This is a genomic window from Desulfarculaceae bacterium, from assembly GCA_020444545.1.
In the GTDB taxonomy this organism is placed as follows: Bacteria; Desulfobacterota; Desulfarculia; order Desulfarculales; family Desulfarculaceae; genus Desulfoferula.
Genome location: JAHLKT010000001.1, coordinates 453,229 through 468,298 on the forward strand (window position 1 = coordinate 453,229; position 15,070 = coordinate 468,298).

Annotated in this window: 13 protein-coding genes; 5 read left to right on the forward strand and 8 right to left on the reverse strand. The window is 66.1% G+C overall.

Annotated elements, in window-relative coordinates; all coding sequences use genetic code 11:
• Positions 1-48: 48 nt before the first annotated feature.
• The 5 genes from KQH53_02150 to KQH53_02170 are packed head-to-tail and all read left to right on the forward strand — an operon-like array spanning position 49 to position 6,416.
• Entirely contained in the window at positions 49-3,075 is a 3,027-nt protein-coding gene (locus KQH53_02150) for an FAD-dependent oxidoreductase (GenBank protein ID MCB2225451.1), read from the forward strand.
• Positions 3,076-3,091: 16 nt separating this feature from the next.
• Complete coding sequence (locus tag KQH53_02155) at positions 3,092-3,532, forward strand: hydrogenase iron-sulfur subunit (protein ID MCB2225452.1); 441 nt, start codon at positions 3,092-3,094, stop codon at positions 3,530-3,532.
• Positions 3,532-4,503, forward strand: a complete 972-nt coding sequence (locus KQH53_02160) for a 4Fe-4S ferredoxin (GenBank protein MCB2225453.1) — start codon at positions 3,532-3,534, stop codon at positions 4,501-4,503. The genes KQH53_02155 and KQH53_02160 overlap by 1 nt, the downstream gene beginning before the upstream one ends.
• Positions 4,504-4,513: 10 nt before the next feature.
• Positions 4,514-5,542 (forward strand): 4Fe-4S dicluster domain-containing protein, encoded by a 1,029-nt coding sequence (locus KQH53_02165; protein MCB2225454.1) that lies wholly within the window; start codon positions 4,514-4,516, stop codon positions 5,540-5,542.
• 34 nt (positions 5,543-5,576) lie between these two features.
• Positions 5,577-6,416: an FAD/NAD(P)-binding protein gene (locus KQH53_02170; protein ID MCB2225455.1), complete on the forward strand. Its 840-nt coding sequence runs from the start codon at positions 5,577-5,579 to the stop codon at positions 6,414-6,416.
• A 73-nt stretch (positions 6,417-6,489) separates the two neighbouring features.
• Here the strand turns inward: KQH53_02170 and KQH53_02175 are convergent, their stop codons facing one another.
• The 8 genes from KQH53_02175 to KQH53_02210 form a co-directional block, all read right to left on the reverse strand.
• Positions 6,490-8,379 carry a cation-translocating P-type ATPase gene (locus tag KQH53_02175; protein ID MCB2225456.1) on the reverse strand — a complete coding sequence of 630 codons (1,890 nt, stop codon included), beginning with the start codon at positions 8,377-8,379 and terminating at the stop codon, positions 6,490-6,492.
• Positions 8,380-8,389: 10 nt separating this feature from the next.
• Positions 8,390-8,665, reverse strand: a complete 276-nt coding sequence (locus KQH53_02180; protein ID MCB2225457.1) for a metal-sensitive transcriptional regulator — start codon at positions 8,663-8,665, stop codon at positions 8,390-8,392.
• Positions 8,666-8,795: 130 nt separating this feature from the next.
• A complete protein-coding gene (locus KQH53_02185) occupies positions 8,796-10,391 on the reverse strand; it encodes a HAMP domain-containing histidine kinase (GenBank protein MCB2225458.1) in 1,596 nt (531 codons plus the stop codon).
• Positions 10,384-10,800, reverse strand: coding sequence for a response regulator (locus KQH53_02190; GenBank protein MCB2225459.1), 417 nt, complete (start codon positions 10,798-10,800; stop codon positions 10,384-10,386). Before KQH53_02190 ends, KQH53_02185 begins: the two co-directional genes overlap by 8 nt.
• A gap of 61 nt (positions 10,801-10,861) precedes the next feature.
• On the reverse strand, positions 10,862-11,683 hold the full coding sequence (locus KQH53_02195) for a cytidylate kinase-like family protein (protein ID MCB2225460.1): 822 nt from the start codon (positions 11,681-11,683) through the stop codon (positions 10,862-10,864).
• A gap of 37 nt (positions 11,684-11,720) precedes the next feature.
• Positions 11,721-12,536: a cytidylate kinase-like family protein gene (locus KQH53_02200; protein ID MCB2225461.1), complete on the reverse strand. Its 816-nt coding sequence runs from the start codon at positions 12,534-12,536 to the stop codon at positions 11,721-11,723.
• 15 nt (positions 12,537-12,551) lie between these two features.
• Positions 12,552-14,360: an SLC13 family permease gene (locus tag KQH53_02205; GenBank protein MCB2225462.1), complete on the reverse strand. Its 1,809-nt coding sequence runs from the start codon at positions 14,358-14,360 to the stop codon at positions 12,552-12,554.
• Positions 14,361-14,421: 61 nt separating this feature from the next.
• Entirely contained in the window at positions 14,422-14,856 is a 435-nt protein-coding gene (locus tag KQH53_02210; protein MCB2225463.1) for a universal stress protein, read from the reverse strand.
• Positions 14,857-15,070: the final 214 nt, after the last annotated feature.

The following is a 15,070-nucleotide window of genomic DNA, read 5'->3' on the forward strand; positions in this document are numbered from 1 at the left end:
GGGCGGTTGCCCGGCGTTTCCGGTCCTACCTCAAGGCAAGGAGTGGCAATGACTACTCAGCTCGATAGACGGCAGCCCGTGGGCGCGGTGATGGTGGTGGGTGGCGGCGTGGCCGCCATCCAGGCCTCGTTGGACCTGGCCGACACCGGCTACCTCGTCTACTTGGTGGAAAAGTCCCCGGCCATCGGCGGGGTGATGTCCCAGCTGGACAAGACCTTCCCCACCAACGACTGTTCCATGTGCATCCTCTCGCCCAAGCTGGTGGAGTGCGGGCGGCACCCCAACATCCAGATATTCACCAACACCTCGGTGGAGCAGGTGGACGGCCAGGTGGGGGCCTTCAGCGTCAAGCTCCACCAAAAGGCCCGCTACATCGACCTGAACAAGTGCATCGCCTGCGGGGCCTGCTCGGACAAATGCCCCAAGCGGGTGCCCGACCTGTTCAACTGCGGCCTGAACCAGCGCAAGGCGGCCCACGTAAAGTATCCCCAGGCCGTGCCCTTGAAGTACTCCATCGACCGCGACAACTGCATCTATTTCCAGAAGGGCAAGTGCAAGGCCTGCCAGCGCTTCTGTCCGGCCGACGCGGTGGACTTCACCCAGGAGGACCAGGACCTCACCCTGGAGGTGGGCGCGGTGGTGCTCTCGGCCGGGTTCAAGCCCTTTGATCCCTCCCCCTTCGCGCAATACTCCTACACCCACTTCCCCAACGTGGTCACCGCCCTGGAGTTCGAGCGCATCCTTAGCGCCAGCGGCCCCTGGATGGGCCATCTGGTGCGCCCGGGCGACGAGACCGAGCCCAAGAAGATCGCCTGGTTGCAGTGCGTGGGCTCCCGCGACATCAACAACTGCGATCACGGTTACTGCTCCAGCGTGTGCTGCATGTACGCCATCAAGGAGGCGGTGATCGCCATGGAGCACAGCCACGAGGGGCTGGACACGGCGATCTTCTACATGGACATGCGCACCTTCGGCAAGGACTTCGAGCGCACCTACGAGGGGGCCAAGGACCGGGGCGTGCGCTTCGTGCGCAGCCGCATCCACACCATCAGCGAGCTGCCCAACCACGACCTGCGCCTGGAGTACGTGGACGAAAGCGGCGAGGCCCATGCCGAGGACTTCGACCTGGTGGTCTTGAGCCAGGGCCTGGAGATGGACGCGGACACCGCGGCCATGTGCCAGCGCCTGGACATCGGCCTGGGCTCGACCGGCTTCGTGGACAGCAGCTCATTCGCGCCAGTGGCCACCAGCCGCCCGGGCATCTACGTGTGCGGCGCCCTGGCTGGCCCTAAGGACATCCCCTTGAGCGTCATGGAGGCCTCGGCCGCGGCCTGCGCCGCCTCGGGCGATCTGTCCATGTCGCGCGGCACCCTGGTGGACCCCCCGGTGGAGGTTCCCCAGCTAAACGTGAGCGGCGACGCCCCCCGGGTGGGGGTGTTTGTCTGTTCCTGCGGCATCAACATCGCGGGCGTGGTGGACGTCAAGGAAGTGATGGACTACGCGGCCACCTTGCCCAACGTGGTCTATGTGGAGAACAACCTGTTCACATGCTCCCAGGACACCCAGGACAAGATGACCGAGGTGATCAAGGAGCAGGGCCTCAACCGCATGGTGGTGGCGGCCTGTAGCCCGCGCACCCACGAGCCCCTTTTCCAGGAGACCCTGCAAGCCGCCGGCATCAACAAGTACCTGTTCGACATGGCCAACATCCGCAATCAGACCTCCTGGGTGCACGGCGACGATCCGGTCAAGGCCACCGAGCGGGCCAAGGACCAGGTGCGCATGGCCGTGGCCAAGGCCAGCCTGCTGGAGCCCCTGAGCGAGGCCAAGCTCTCCATCCTGCCCAGCGCCATGGTCATCGGCGGCGGCCTGGCCGGCATGAACGCGGCCCTGGAGCTGGCCAGGCAAGGCTACCCCACCCACCTGGTGGAGCGCGACGTGCAGCTGGGCGGCAACGCCCGGATGCTGCGCGTCACCGCCAAGGGCGACGAGGTTGCCCCCTATCTGGCCGAGCTCAAGGAAAAGGTCGAGGCCGAGCCCAACATCACGGTGCACCTGGGGGCCAACATCGAGAAAGTGGACGGCTTCCTGGGCAACTTCAACACCACCCTGAGCGGCGGGGAAGAGATCGAGCACGGGGTGGCCATCATCGCCACCGGGGCCAGCGAGTACCGCCCCACCGAGTACCTCATGGACCAGCACCCGGCGGTGAAGACCCACCTGGAGCTGGACGCGGCCCTGCTGAACGGCGAGATAGACCCGTCCCAGGTGGGCTCGGCGGTGTTCATCCAGTGCGTGGGCTCCCGCGAGCCGGAGCGCCCCTACTGCTCCAAGGTGTGCTGCACCCACTCGGTGGAGAGCGCCTTGCTCATCAAAGAGCAAAACCCCGAGGCCCAGGTGGCCATCCTCTACCGCGACATGCGCACCTTCGGCGACCGCGAGCTTCTCTACAAAAAGGCCCGCGCCGCCGGGGTGCTGTTCATCCGCTACGACCCGGAGAACAAGCCCGAGGTCACCGCCGACGGCGACAAGCTGGTGGTGGCGGTGGACGACCCCATCCTGGGCCGCCGCATCGCCCTGGATGCGGAGCTGTTGGTCCTGGCCAGCGCGGTGGTCAGCCACAACGACGAGCCCCTGGCCCAGATGTTCAAGATCCCCCTGGACCAGGACGGCTGGTTCCTGGAGGCCCACGTGAAGCTCCGGCCCGTGGACTTCGCCACCGACGGCGTGTTCATGGCCGGCATCTGCCACTACCCCAAGCCCATCGAGGAGGCGGTGGCCCAGGCCCAGGCCGCGGTGGCCCGCGCGGTGACCGTGCTCTCCAAGGGCGAGATGTTCCTGCCCGGCACCGTGGCGGTGATCGACCAAAACAAGTGCGTGGGCTGCGGGGTGTGCTGGACGGTGTGCCCCTACAAGGCCATCACCGAGGACGAGAACGGCCTGGCCGTGGTCAACGAGGCCCTGTGCAAGGGCTGCGGCACCTGCGTGGCCTCCTGCCGCTCGGGCGCGCCCAACCTGCGCGGCTTCTCCAATCAGGACGTGCTGGCCCAGATAAGCACCATGCTGCTGGGCTGACGGGAGAGACAAGCAAATGAGCCCTAATGAAAGCTTCGAGCCGCGCATCGCGGCCTTCTTCTGCAACTGGTGCACCTACGGCGGGGCCGACCTCGCCGGGGTGAGCCGCTTGCAATATCCCCCCAACATCCGCGCCATCCGCATCCCCTGCACCGGCCGCCTCAGCCCCACCTTTGTGTTGCAGGCCTTCCGCCAAGGGGCCGACGGGGTGTGGATCAGCGGCTGCCATCCCGGCGACTGTCACTACATCGAAGGCAACCTCTACGCCCGCCGCCGCTTCACCATCCTCAAGAACCTCCTGGAGTACGTGGGCCTGGAGCCCGGCCGCCTGCACTTCTCCTGGATATCCTCGGCCGAGGCCACCAAGTTCCAGCAGACGGTGATCGAGGTCACCGAGGCGGTCAAGGCCCTGGGGCCCTGCCAGTTCCTGCGCAAAGACATAGGCATGGTGGCCTGATGGATAACCAAGAAATCGCCCAAGCCATCCGCGAGACCGCCGCGCGCCTGCTCAGCGAAGGCGTGGTGGATTGCGTGCTCGGTTACCAGGCCGGCACGGTCCCCATGCGCGAGCGGCCCTATTTCGCCTACACCCCGGAAGAGGCCTCGAACCTCACCTGGACCGGCTTCTGCTGTAACAACCTGGCCAATTTCCTCATCCGCCGCCCGCAGGGCGAGACGGGCAAGGTGGCCGTGGTGGCCCAGGGCTGCATCAGCCGCAGCATCGTGGGGCTCATCAAGGAACACCAGATCACCCGCGAGCAGGTCTACGTCATCGGCGTGGCCAGCCCGGGGATGCTCGACCGCGACAAGGTGCAGGAGGCGGTGGGGGCCGAGAAGATCATCACCGCCGTGGCCGAGGAAGGCGACGAGCTGGTGGTGGAAGGCCCCGGCTACAGCGAGCGCATCGCCCGCAAGAAGCTGATGCGCGAAAACTGCTACACCTGCGTGCAGCGCAACCCGGTTATCTCCGACGAGCTCATCGGCTCCGAGAGCGAGCCCACCCACGGCGGCAACATCGACAAGGTGTCCGCGCCCTGGGAAAAGCTGGACCCGGCCCAGCGCCTGGCCGCCTTCGCCGAGAACTACCAGGACTGCATCCGCTGCTATGCCTGCCGCGACGCCTGTCCCCTGTGCTACTGCCACGTCTGCTTCGTGGACGAGTCCAAGCCCCAGTGGTGCGGCAAGACCCAGGACGAGTCCGACGTGCTCTCCTACCATCTGCTCAGGGCCTTCCACTGCGCCGGGCGCTGCACCGACTGCGGGGCCTGCGAGAGCGCCTGTCCCCAGGGCATCAAGGTGCGCCGCCTGACCAGCAAGATCGAGCACGACGTGCGCGAGTTCTACGGCTATGCCCCGGGCCTGGACGAAAAATCCACGCCCCCGTTGAGCGTCCACAAGCCGGACGACCCCCAGGGGTTCATCAAGTAAAGGAGCAGCCATGTCCGACAAGATTCTGAGCAAGGACCAGGCCGCCTCCTTCTTGGGCGAGCTGGCCGAAACACGCGATCTCTTCGCCCCGGCCCTGGAGGGCGGCAAGGTGGTCTGGGCCCCCTTGGCCCCGGATGGCGAGGTTCTCTGGGACTTCGCCAACACCACCATGAGCCCCAAGGATTTCTTCTTCCCCCAGACCGAGTGCATGATGCGCTTTGCCAACCATCAGGACGGCGAGGACGGCATGGTCATGCACGCCGAACCCGAACTGGCCAAGGAGCGGGCCCTGGTCAACATGCGCCCCTGCGACGCCAAGGCTTTTGGGGTGCTGGATTTGATCTTCTGCCAGGACGAGATGACCGACGACCCCTACTGGCGCAACAAGCGCGAGAAGTCCTTGATCATCGCCCTGGCCTGCAACAACCCCTGCCCCACCTGCTTCTGCACCTCCATGAACTGCGGCCCCCACTCCGAGACCGGGGCCGACGTGCTCCTGGTGGACCTGGGCGACCAGCTCCTGGCCCGGGGGGTCAGCGAAAAGGGCGAGACGGCTATTGCCTCCCTGCCCGAGGCCACCGAAGCCGACCAGGCCGCCGCCGCCCAAGCCAAGAAGGAAGCCGAGGCGGCCATCACCACCACGGTGGAGATGGACCAAATCAACCAGCGCGAGGTGATGGAGCTCTACGAGGCAAAGCATTGGGACCGGGTGCACGAGAGCTGCCTCAACTGCGGCACCTGCACCTTCTGCTGTCCCACCTGCCACTGCTTCGACATCCAGGACGAGACCCTGGGCGAGGCCGGGCGCCGGGTGCGCAACTGGGACTACTGCATGAGCTACCTCTTCACCCTGCACGGCACCGGCCACAACCCGCGCGGCAGCAAGAAGGACCGGGTGCGCCAGAGGTTCATGCACAAGTTCAAATACATCCCGGTCAAGCGCGGCGGCGAGATCGGCTGCGTGGGCTGCGGGCGCTGCGTGCAGCTCTGCCCGGTGAACATCGACGTGCGCGAGGTGGTGCGCGACATGAACGCCTGAGGCGCGCGCCCCAGGCCAGAAAGGCTTATCAGCCATGGACAATCCCTACCGGCCCTATCCGGTGAAAATATCCAAGACCCTGGTGGAGACCGAGGACAAGCAGCTAAAGAGCTTTTGGCTGGATTTCCTCGACCCCGCCGACGCCCAGGCCTTTGATTACACCCCCGGCCAGTTCGCCGAGCTGAGCGTGTCGGGCTACGGCGAGATCCCCATCGGCATCGCCTCCAGCCCCACCGAGGGCGACACCCTCCTGTTCACGGTGAACAAGGTGGGCGTGGTGAGCAACCGGCTGCACAACATGAACGAAGGCGACGTCATGGGGGTGCGCGGCCCCCTGGGCAACAGCTACCCGCTCAAGGAGATGGAGGGCAAGAACGTGGTCATCGTGGCCGGCGGCTTCGCGGTGACCACCCTGCGCTCCACGGTCACCTGGATGCTGCACCCCGACCACCGCGACAAGTACGGCGACATCACCTTCATCTACGGGGCGCGCACCCCGGGCCTGCTGCTCTACGAGGACCAATGGCGGGAGTGGCAGAAGCGTGACGACATCAACTGCCACGTGACCATCGACCGGGAGGTGGAGGGCTGGGACGGCCTGGTGGGCTTCGTGCCCACGGTGTGCGAGGAGGTGGCCCCTCAGCCGGACAACGCGGTGGCCTTGATCTGCGGCCCGCCGGTGATGATCCGCTTCACCCAGCCGGTGTTCGACAAGCTGGGCTGGCAGGCGGAGCAGATCGTGATGAGCCTGGAGAACCGCATGAAGTGCGGCATCGGCATCTGCGGGCGCTGCAACGTGGGGCCGGAGTATGTGTGCAAGGACGGCCCGGTGTTCACCAAGGCTCAGTTGGACAACCTGCCCGCCGAGTACTAGGGCGGCTTCCCATAAACGCAAGCGCGGACCGGCCAAGCGAGGCCGGTCCGCGTTTCTTGGTTTCGCCCGGGAGCTAGGCCTTTTCGGGATACACCGCCAGGCTGGCCGAGGCCAGCACCACCAGCACGCTGCCCACGTTGTGGGTGATGGCCGCGGCGATGGGGCTGAGCCAGCCCAGGCCCGAGGCCAGCACCGCCGCCGCGTTGAAGCCGATGCCAAAGGCGATGTTGATCTTGATGATGGCCAGCATGCGCCGCGACAGGCCGATGACCCAGGGCAGGCGGGCCAGGTCGTCGTGGGTCAGGGCCACGTCGGCGGTCTCCAGGGCCACGTCGGTGCCCGCCGCGCCCATGGCCACCCCCACCGAGCTCACCGCCAGGGCGGGCGCGTCGTTGATGCCGTCGCCCACGTACATCACCGGCAAATCCCGCGCCTGATACTGCTTGATCACCTCCACCTTGTCCTGGGGCTTGAGGCCCGCGTGCACCGCGCCGATTCCCGCCGCCCGGGCCACCCGCCCCACCGCCTTGGCGTGGTCGCCGCTGAGGATGGCGCTTTCGTCCACTCCCAGGGCCCGGAAGCGCTCCAGGGTCTCGGCCACGCCGGGGCGCAGGGCGTCGCTCACATTGAGCAGGCCCACGGGCACGTGGTCGCGGTAGACCACCAGGGGGGTGGTGCCGCGCTCCAGGGAGCGGTCCACGTCCTCTTGCAGGGAGCAAGGCAGCGCCGGAGCCCCGGCCCCGGGGGCCGCGCCGCCCACCTCGATCAGCGAGCCGTCCACCATGGCCTTGACCCCCAGGCCGATCTCGTGGAAGGCGTTCTCCGCCCCGCGCAGGGCCACGCGGGCGTAGTGCGCCGCCTGCAATACCGCCCGGGCCAGGGGATGGGTGCAATGCTGCTCCGCGCTGGCCGCGTAGGTGAGCAGTTCGTCCTGCTCCACTCCTTCCGCGCAGGCGATATCTTCCACCCGGGGCTGGCCTAGGGTCAGGGTGCCGGTCTTGTCGAAGAGCACTGCCCGCACCCCGGCCAAGCGCTCGATGTATTGCCCGCCCTTGATGAGGATGCCCGCCTTGGCCGCGCGGCCCAGGGCGGCCACCGTGGCCGTGGGCGCGGCCAGGATCAGCGCGCAGGGGCAGCCCACGATGAGCACCGCCACCGCCCGGTCCAGATCGCCGGTTATGAGCCAGGTGAGGCCCGCGCAGCCCAGAATCGCCGGGGTGAACCAGGTGGCGTAGCGGTCGATGAAGCGCACCGCCTTGGGCCGGTGCTGCTCGGCCTGGCCCACCAGAGCGATCACCTTGCCCAGGGTGGTGTCCTGGCCCACCTTTACCGTGGTGGCCCGGAGCACCCCGTTGAGATTCAGGGTGCCGGCCAGCACCGCGTCGCCCTCGCGCTTGGCCACGGGCAGGGGCTCGCCGGTCATGCTGGACTCGTCCAGCAGGCTGGCCCCCACCAGCACCTCGGCATCCACCGGCACCCGCTCGCCGGGCTTGATGAGGATCACATCGCCCACCGCCACCGAGCCCACCGGCACCTCGCGCTCTGCCTCGCCGTCGAGCAGCGTGGCGGTATCCGGCGATATGTTCATCAGGGCTTTGATGGCGTTGCGGGCCGATTCGCTGGTGGCCTGCTCGATGAGCCCGCCCAGGGTCATCACGAAGCTGACCACCGCCGCGGTAAGGAACTCGCCTTGGGCCAGGCTGGCCACGATGGCCAGGCTCACCAGCTCGTCCACGTTGACCTCGCGGTGCACCAGGCCCTTGAGCGCGCCCCACACAATGGGCAGGCCGTTGACCGCCACTGCGGCCAGGGCCAGGCCCTGCCCCGGCAAGCTGGGGGTGTCGCTGCCGTAGTCCACCAAAAAGCTGGCCAGGGCCAACAGGGCCCCGCCGGCAGCGATATAAAAGTCGCGGAGCTTCAAAAGCTCCTGGTAGGAGCCCAAATGGGCGAAGCGGCCGATCATGATGCCAAACCTATCTGCTGAACTTGTTGAAGATGTCCACCACCTCGGCGATGGTCTCGGACTCGCGGTCGTGGGTCTGGATGGCCGTGGCCACGCAGCCTTTGAGGTGATCCTCCAGGATCAGGCCTCCCAGGGAGCGCAAGGCGCCTTGGGCGGCGGCCACCTGCTTGAGAACCTGCATGCAGTCGCGGTCCTCCTCCACCATCTTGCGCAGGCCGCGCACCTGTCCTTCGATCCGGTTGATCCGGGCGATCAGCTTGTGGTGGTCGTCACCGCACAGGGCCATCTTCGCCTCCTTGGTACATATACATGGTATATGTATATCGCTCCAGGCAAGAGCGGTCAAGCGCATGGTTTTGCCCAAACGAAAAGGCCCGCCCCCAGCGGGACGGGCCTGGCAAGCGAATTAAGTTTTGCTAGGCCGAGGCCGCCTTCTTGCTCAGGTTGGCGGGAATGGTGGTCACGGGCAGCACCACGGTGAAGGTGGTTCCCTGGCCCTCGTGGCTGGAGACCATGATGCGGCCGCCGTGCTTGACCACGATGCCTTGCGACACGCTTAAGCCCAAGCCGGTGCCCTTGCCCTTGCCCTTGGTGGTGAAGAAGGGATCAAAGATGGAGCTGATGATATGGGCCGGGATGCCGGTGCCCTCGTCGATGACCTTCACGGCCAGATAGTTGGGCTCGTCGGCCGGCAACACCAGCACCTGGATCTTCCCGCCCTTGTGGCTGGCGTCGATGGCGTTGAGGATCAGGTTCAAAAACACCTGCCGAAGCTGCTGGCTGTCGCCATGCACCCGGGGCAGGTTGCCCGAGCCCTGGTAGTGAATCTTGATGCCCGATAGCTTGATCTGGTTGCCGGCCAGGGCGATGGTCTCCTGCAACAGGAGGGGCAGGTCCAAGGGCTCCAGCTGGCTGCCGCTCTCGCGGGCGAAATCCAGCAGGTTGCTGATGATCTTCTTGGCCCGCTCCGCTTCGCCCACCACGTCGCCGATCATCTCCCGGCGTTCCTCGTCGTTCAGGTCGGGGTAGTCCTCCTGCAAGACATGGGCGGTCAGAGTGATGTTGTTCATGGGGTTGTTCAGCTCATGGGCCACCCCGGCGGTGAGGGTGCCCACCGCGCGCATCTTGTGCGACTGCACCAGCACCGCCTCCCGGTTCTCCAGCTCCTCGATCATGGTGTTGATGGCCAGAGCCAGCTCGGTGAATTCGTCGCGGTAGCGCCGGGTGGGAGTCACCGGGGTGAAGTCGCCCGAGGCGATGCGGTGGGCGTAGCTGCCGAAGCGGTTGATGGAGCTGAGCATCCGGGTGCCCAGCAGATAGGCGTGCACGATCATGAACACCAGGAGCATGCCCATGGAGTAGAACAGCAGGTGGCGCGAGCGGGTGATCACCTCGCCCAGGGCGGCCTTCTCCTTGCTCAGGACGGCCAGCGCGCTCGAGACCATCTGCTGGCCCTGGGCGCGCACCTGGCTCTGCACCTTGATGCGCTCGGACTTGCTCAGGGGCTGGTCCCCCCGGGAGCGCTGGTCCAGCCTCTCCAGCAGGCGGGCGTAGGCGTGCAGGTTGGGCAGGATCAGCTCGCGCCAGTTCTCGCCCATGATGGCCGAAAGCTCCTCGGCGTTGCGGTTGAGGATCGCCTCGGCCTGGAACACGTTGTCCTGGGCGTCGCTGAGGTTGGTGCCGTAGAGGAAAAAGTTCTTCTCAAAGCGCCGCGCCTGCTCCACCTGCATCACGTAGTCGTTGACGATCTCCAAAAAGCGGGTCTTGGACTCCATGCGGTGGAAGCTGGCCACCAGGGCCACGGCCACCGCCACCGCCACCAGGAAGGCGATGGCGTTGCCCAGGAAGATCTGCAAGCGCAGGCTGAAGCGGGGCCGGGCCAACAAGGCGCGGCGGGCCTGCTCCGCGTCGCGGGCCAGGCCCAGGCGCCCTTCTATGGCCGCGGCCTCGGCGGCCAGGTCGTCGGCCTCGTTGGGGTCCAGGCCCCCGTGGGGGTGCGGCCCCTCAGGCATCGGCCGTTTCCGCCGGCGTCTCGAAGTCGATGGAGGAGCCCAGGGCCTTGGCCGCCTTGGCGATGACCCTGCGCAGATCGTCGGGCTTGAAAGGCTTGGCGATGAAGTCGAAGGCGCCCTTTTCCATGGCCTCGCGGGCCAGGGACATCATGGCGTAGCCGGTGATCATGATCACCTTGCAGCGGGGCCAGCGATCGCGCACGAACTCCAGCACCTGCATCCCGTCGATCTGATCCATGCGGATGTCGGTGACCACCACGTCGAACTCTTTTTGGCCCACCCGGGCCAGGGCTTCCTCGGGGTCCTCGAAGACCTCCACGTCGCAGCCTATCTTGGCCAGGGCCGGCTTGAGACGCCTCCCCACGATGGGCTCGTCGTCTAGTAGCAGCACCGTCAGGTTTTCTGACATCGGTATACCTCCATAAGAACATTGCCCGGCGTTGTGCCCGCCGGTCAAGAGCCGGCTCGCCCTAGCGTGCGCTTTGAGCCGCCTGGCCGAAGTAGTCGCGGATGACGTGCACCTCCACGTGGCGCACCCCGTCGATGTTGCCGGCCAACTGGCGCACCGTCTCCTGCTTCTTGCGCTGGTCCTTTTTCAGGCTCTGGATGTAGGCCACCACGGTGCCGTCGTTGGACTCCACCCGGATGTCCGGGAAGCGCTCCATCAGCTCCAGGCGCACCTGGGCGGCCAGGGCCTTGTCCTGCATCAGCTTGCGGGAGTAGGTCATGGGCTGGAACTTGCGGTAGCCGGCCGCGTCGCAGATGATCTCCACCGCCTTGTCCGGCTCCAGGGTGCCCAGGCTGAGCACCATGTCGTAGAGCGAGGCGTCGGTCTGGTCCAGCTCGTAGGCCTCTTGGGACCAGCGCTTCTGCTCCTCGGCCTGGCGCTCGGCCAGCTTCCTGGCCCGGTCCACGGGCACGCCCTCGGCCTCGGCCAGGGATTGGGCCAGCTGTTCGGTGTCGTTGATGATGCGCACCTTGAGGGCGTGGGCGATGCCCCGCACGAAGCAGTGGGCCCCCAGGCCGTAGCACACCGCGCCGTCTTCCATGAGCTCGCCCAGGCAGTCGGCCTCGATGAAGGCCAAGAGCTTGCGCCAGCGGGTGCGGCGGGTGAGGAAGCCGGGCGGCTCCTCCAGGGCCTTGACCAGCTCCTCCTCGGGCACCTGGTGCTTGGCGGCCACCCCGGCCAGCAGGTCGCGGCCCAGGTAGCGGTAGCCCAGGACCGCCGCCACCTTGTGGGCGATCTCGCGGCCCTGGCCGAAGTCGTCGGCTGACACGATTATCAAAGGCATGTTCTTCACCTCTCCGGCGGCCCCCACGGGCCGCTTATCAACAAGCCTCCGGCGGGAAGGCCTGGCCGGTGCGCACCTCCAGGTGGTTGATCTCCGGCGTGGCCAACAACAGGGGCTTTACCTTCTCTTCCAGCTGATGGGCCCGGCGGTCGCCCTGCTTGGTGTAGACCATCACGTTGCCGAACTCGCTGGTCACCGCCACGTCCACGCAGTCTTCCTGCACCAGATAGGCCTTCACCCGGCAGGCCAGGGCCAGGTCGTCCGCCTTGCGCTGGGCCTCGGGTGTGGTCTGGAAGCATTGCTTGCCCGCCGCCTCCACGATGAAGTCCACCGCGTCGTCAACGCTGAGCTGATGAATATGGATGACCAGGTCGTAGAGCGAGGCGTCCCAGGGGTCCACCCCGTACAGGTTCTGGGTCCACTTGCGCCGCTCGTTGTCGTCCTTTAGCAAAAGGTCGCGGGCCTGGCTCTGGGTCAGGCCCTCGCGGGCCATCTCCGCTTCCACCCGCGCCTCCAGGTCCGCGATGATGCGCACCTTGACCACGTGGGGCAGGTCATTCAGGAGCAGGTGCCCGGCCAGGCCGTGGTAGACCAGTTTGTCGGCCTGGGCCCGCTGGGCCAGGGCGCTCTTGATGAAGGCCAGGTAGCAGGTGCGGCCGTGGCTGAAGCGGTCCAGGATGGAGGGCGCGTCGTGAATGGCCCGCACCAGCTTGACCTCGGGAATATGGAAGTGCTCCGAGGCCTCCAGCAGCACGTCGCGGCTCACCTCTTCGTAGCCCAGGCGCTGGGCCACCTTCTCGGCCACTTCGCGGCCCTTGCTGTAGGAGCCCCGGGATATGGTGATTATAGCCATGGCTGACCTCCCTCCTTAGTAGAACAGATAGAGCATGGCGATCATCACCACCAGGAAGACGATGCTGACCACGGTGCCCGCTTTCATGAAGTCCACGCTGCGATACCGCCCCGGCCCCATGTAGAGCGCGTTCACCTGGTGGGTGGGCAGGATGAAGGAGTTGCTGGTGGCCAGGCCCACCACCAGGGCCGCCATGCGCGGATCGGTGTGGGCGGCCAGGGCCATGTTCACCACCAGGGGCACCAGAAGCACCGTGGCGCCCACGTTGCTGATGACCAGGGTGAACACGGTGGCCAGCAGACCGATCACCGCCAGGAGCACGATGGGCTCCACCGTGCCGATGGCGTTTAATACAGTATGCGCTATCCAGGCCGCGGCACCGCTCTTCTCGGTGGCGATGCCCAGGGGGATCAGGCCGCCCAGCAAGAACACGGTGCGCCAGTCCACCGCCTGGTAGGCCTCGTCGATGGACAACACCCGGGTGATGATCATGCCCAGGGCTCCGGTCATCAGGCACACCGAAAGCTGGATCTTGAACACGATGACCATGACCAGGGCCACCGCCAGCCAGATGCCCGCGAACATGGCCTTCTCCGGCCGGAGCTGGTCCGCGTCCAGGGGGGTGGTGAACAGAAGGCTGCCCTCGGCGTGCAACAGCTCCAGGCGCTTCCAGGTGCCGTGCAGAAGGATGGCGTCGCCCACCCGGAGCACCATGGAACCCAGCTCGGCGCGGTAGGTCACGCCCTGACGGTACACCGCCAGAGGGGTCACCGAGAAGCGCTCGGCCAGGTCCACCTGGGCCAGGCTCTTGCCGGCCAGGTTGGAGCGGGGGGCCACCACCGCCTCCACCGTGCCCGAGGCATGGTCGGCCAGGTCGCCCTTGAACAGCTCCAGCTCGGGCTTGAGCTCCAGGCCCTCTTCCTCGGCCATGCGTTTGACGTCTTTTTCCTGGCCGTAGACCACCAGGTCCACCCCGGAGCGGACCTCCAGGTCCGGGGCCGGGCCCAGGATCTTGAAGTCTGGCGGCTCCACCAGGCCCACCACGTTGACCAAATAGCGGCGGCGCAGGCTGTCCACGGTCACCGGCTCGCGGTAGTGGGTGAAGTCCTCGGGGGTCTTCAGCTCCCAAGGATGGCCCAGCTCCTCCAGCACGTGGTTTTGCTGCTCGCGCTCCTCCTCGGCCGCGCTGTGCTCCTCGCCCTTGCCCCCGGGCAGGATGAAGCGCCCGAAGAACACGAACACCGCGATGCCCGCGGCCACCAGGGCCAGGCCCACCGGGGTCACGTCGAACAGGCCGAAGGGTTTGAGCTTGAAAGGCAACATCAGGTCGTTCAAAAGGATCAGGGGGCTGGAGCCCACCAGGGTCACCGTGCCGCCCAGGATGGCCGAAAAACCAATCGGCATAAGAAGCTTGCTGATGGGTATCTTGAGGTTCTTGCTGATGCGCTGCACCGCCGGCAAGAACAGGGCGGCCGCGCCGATGTTCTGCATGAAGCTGGAGATGATGGCCACGGTGAGGGAGATGAAAATGATGATGCGCGACTGGCTGTTGCCCGCCACCTTGAGGATGGGCCCCACCAGCCGGTTGACCACCCCGGTCTTGTCCAGCCCCGCCCCGATGATGATCACCGCGATGATGCTCACCACCGCGTTGGAGGACAGGCCCGAAAAGGCCTGGGCCGGGGTTACCAAATGCAGCAGGGGAAGGGTGACCATCATCAGGATGGCCACCACGTCCACCCGCACCCATTCCACGATGAATAAAAACACCGCGATCCCGATCATGACCATGACCAAGACCATGTCAAATGTCAGTTCAGGCATGGAACTTCACCTTGCGCCGTCGTAAGAAGCGGTTGCAAACCCGTTTGACCGGACAGCTCCTCTAGGAGGACCGCCGGCTGCTTACCGTCCATAGGGGGCATTCCAGCGAGGCCGCCGCCTTGGCCATCCAGTGGCCCCGGGGCGTGCCGGGCAGTTCCTCGTGGCTACCCCAGATGAGCACCTGGAAGGGCGGACGCTCGGCCAGGAACTTGAACAGCTCCTGCTTGGGGTCCCCCACCCGGAGCGCCGCGCTGGTGGCGATGCCCGCGCGCAAAAAGTCCTTGCTCAGCTCGGCCATCTGGCGGCCCACCCGGTCGTCCAGCTCGGAGATGGCTCCCCGGCTGCTGCCCAGCCAGGTATGGTCCAGGGCGGCCATTTCCACCAGCATGAGAAAGGAAACCTCGGCGTCCATGCGTTGGGCCAGCTCCCGGGCGTAGTACAACGCCTGGTCGCTGACCTGCTCGTTCTCCATGACCACCAAGACCCTTTTGAACATATGCACACGCCTTTCGCCGTCCCATTGATTACGCAAGGGGCGTACCAAAAGGCGTTTCGCGGACAAAGCGCCGTTATTACATAACTATCGTGCTATGGCCCCGAACGGGGCGAGTGGCCGCTTTGTTTCTTGTTGCAATAGTTTGGGAAAAAAGGCTCTAGCTAAAGGCCCAATAAACGGGGCGGGAATGAATCGTTGCGCAAGCGCAACGCCG

Bases quoted from the DNA above. Each gene is read 5' to 3' on its own strand.
- KQH53_02150 (MCB2225451.1), top strand. From the start codon at position 49: ATGACTACTCAGCTCGATAGACGGCAGCCCGTGGGCGCGGTGATGGTG.
- KQH53_02170 (MCB2225455.1), top strand. From the start codon at position 5,577: ATGGACAATCCCTACCGGCCCTATCCGGTGAAAATATCCAAGACCCTG.
- KQH53_02175 (MCB2225456.1), bottom strand. From the start codon at position 8,379: ATGATCGGCCGCTTCGCCCATTTGGGCTCCTACCAGGAGCTTTTGAAG.
- KQH53_02195 (MCB2225460.1), bottom strand. From the start codon at position 11,683: ATGCCTTTGATAATCGTGTCAGCCGACGACTTCGGCCAGGGCCGCGAG.
- KQH53_02205 (MCB2225462.1), bottom strand. From the start codon at position 14,360: ATGCCTGAACTGACATTTGACATGGTCTTGGTCATGGTCATGATCGGG.
- KQH53_02200 (MCB2225461.1), bottom strand. From the start codon at position 12,536: ATGGCTATAATCACCATATCCCGGGGCTCCTACAGCAAGGGCCGCGAA.
- KQH53_02180 (MCB2225457.1), bottom strand. From the start codon at position 8,665: ATGGCCCTGTGCGGTGACGACCACCACAAGCTGATCGCCCGGATCAAC.
- KQH53_02185 (MCB2225458.1), bottom strand. From the start codon at position 10,391: ATGCCTGAGGGGCCGCACCCCCACGGGGGCCTGGACCCCAACGAGGCC.
- KQH53_02155 (MCB2225452.1), top strand. From the start codon at position 3,092: ATGAGCCCTAATGAAAGCTTCGAGCCGCGCATCGCGGCCTTCTTCTGC.
- KQH53_02210 (MCB2225463.1), bottom strand. From the start codon at position 14,856: ATGTTCAAAAGGGTCTTGGTGGTCATGGAGAACGAGCAGGTCAGCGAC.
- KQH53_02160 (MCB2225453.1), top strand. From the start codon at position 3,532: ATGGATAACCAAGAAATCGCCCAAGCCATCCGCGAGACCGCCGCGCGC.
- KQH53_02165 (MCB2225454.1), top strand. From the start codon at position 4,514: ATGTCCGACAAGATTCTGAGCAAGGACCAGGCCGCCTCCTTCTTGGGC.
- KQH53_02190 (MCB2225459.1), bottom strand. From the start codon at position 10,800: ATGTCAGAAAACCTGACGGTGCTGCTACTAGACGACGAGCCCATCGTG.